Genomic DNA, 1,434 nt, shown 5'->3' on the forward strand with positions numbered 1-1,434 from the left:
TCCCTTCCGCGCACGCCACCATCCGCGATCTTTCCGGCGGCCAGCGGCAGGGCGTCGCGATCGCCAGGGCGACGCACTGGGCAAGCAAGCTGATCCTGCTCGACGAGCCGACGGCCGCGCTCGGCGTCGCCGAGACCGCCAGGGTGGAGGCGATCGTTCAGTCGCTCAAGCAGCGCAATGTCGGCATCCTGATCATCAGCCACAGCCTCGATCAGGTGTTCAAGCTGTCGGACCGCATCTGCGTCCTGAGGCGCGGCAAGCAGATCGGCGTGCGCGAGACCAGGAAGACCGACAAGAACGAGATCATCGCGATGATCACGGGCCTGCAGCAGCAGTAGCTGCGGAGCACCTGGCCGGTTTAGGCAACGAGATTGCGGCTGGACGCCTGCGCGGCAGGCTCCGCAAAATTGGCTTCGAGCCAAGCGATGGCGCCAGCCACGTCTTCGATGGCGAAGCGGGCGGCCGTCTCGCCCTGCGGCTTCACGCGGATCGAGATTCCGCCCGCGGCATTGACCGTCTCGAAGCCGTTCTCGTCGGATGTGTCGTCGCCGAGGAACACCGGACGCCGGCCGGTGAAAGGTTCGAGCTGCATGAAGCGGCGGATCGCGGCGCCCTTGGCGGCTTCGAGCGGCATCAGCTCGACGCCGGCATTGCCGGCGATCACGCGGTAGCCCTTGGGCAGGCGCTCAAGCGCTGCCTCGACCAGCTCCGTCGCCCGCGCCAGAAGCTGCGGCGCGGCTCTCGTATGTATGGCGAGCACCGGCCCCTTGCGTTCGACATAGACGGCCTGGCTTGCCAGCTCGAGTTCAATCTCGTCGGCGAGCGCCGCCATATCCGCCGGTTCGTCCGCGGCCTCGATCGGTCCGTCCGGGAGAAGCCTGTGCTCCAGCCCGTAGAGGCCGGCGATCCTGAGCTTCAACGGATCGAACAGATGGTCCACGGCCGCGATCGAGCGGCCGGTGATGAAGGCGAGCGCGCCGTCCAGGCGCGGCTCGATCGTCTGCAGAAGAACCCGCAACTCCTCGCTGACCGAGACGGCGTCGGGATGCGCAGCGTGCTCCAGCAAGGTGCCGTCGATGTCGAGGAAAAGCGCCCACCGTCCCGCGGGAAGCGGCGGGGTAAGGTCTGCCTGGATGTTCATCTAAATCCCACTGCCTGTTTGCGTTCGAACATGGAAACGACATTGTCGCCGGTGGGGCCTGCCGGCCGCTCGTATAAGGCCGTGACCCGATCCAGGTCGCCGCGCTTCCTCAGCCGCGCCGCGTCGAGCAGCATGCTGCCGGCCCAGCGATAGACATTGTTGTCGCGCACGATGTCGCGCATGCGCCGCATGCGCTCATGCTGCTCGTCCGGCCCCATGGTCAGCGCCTGCAGCATCGCCTCGCTCATCATCGCCGCGTCGTAAGGATTGACGATCAGCGCCTCCAGCAGCTC

3 protein-coding genes are annotated in these 1,434 nt (G+C 66.7%); 1 reads left to right on the forward strand and 2 read right to left on the reverse strand.

All coding sequences use genetic code 11. From position 1 onward, the window contains the following. The coding region (locus EOA27_RS36400) for an ATP-binding cassette domain-containing protein (protein ID WP_145970834.1) at window positions 1-338 on the forward strand (338 nt) is incomplete at its 5' end. Between the two features lie 20 nt (window positions 339-358). On the opposite strand, the gene otsB is transcribed toward EOA27_RS36400, so the two are convergent. Beyond that, complete coding sequence (gene otsB / locus EOA27_RS36405) at window positions 359-1,141, reverse strand: trehalose-phosphatase (protein WP_126081857.1); 783 nt, start codon at window positions 1,139-1,141, stop codon at window positions 359-361. Beyond that, window positions 1,138-1,434: trehalose-6-phosphate synthase (locus tag EOA27_RS36410; RefSeq protein ID WP_189562313.1), on the reverse strand; the 297-nt coding region annotated here is incomplete at its 5' end. The genes EOA27_RS36410 and otsB, both read right to left, overlap by 4 nt.

The organism is Mesorhizobium sp. M2A.F.Ca.ET.037.01.1.1 (assembly GCF_003998075.1).
Lineage (GTDB): Bacteria > Pseudomonadota > Alphaproteobacteria > Rhizobiales > Rhizobiaceae > Mesorhizobium.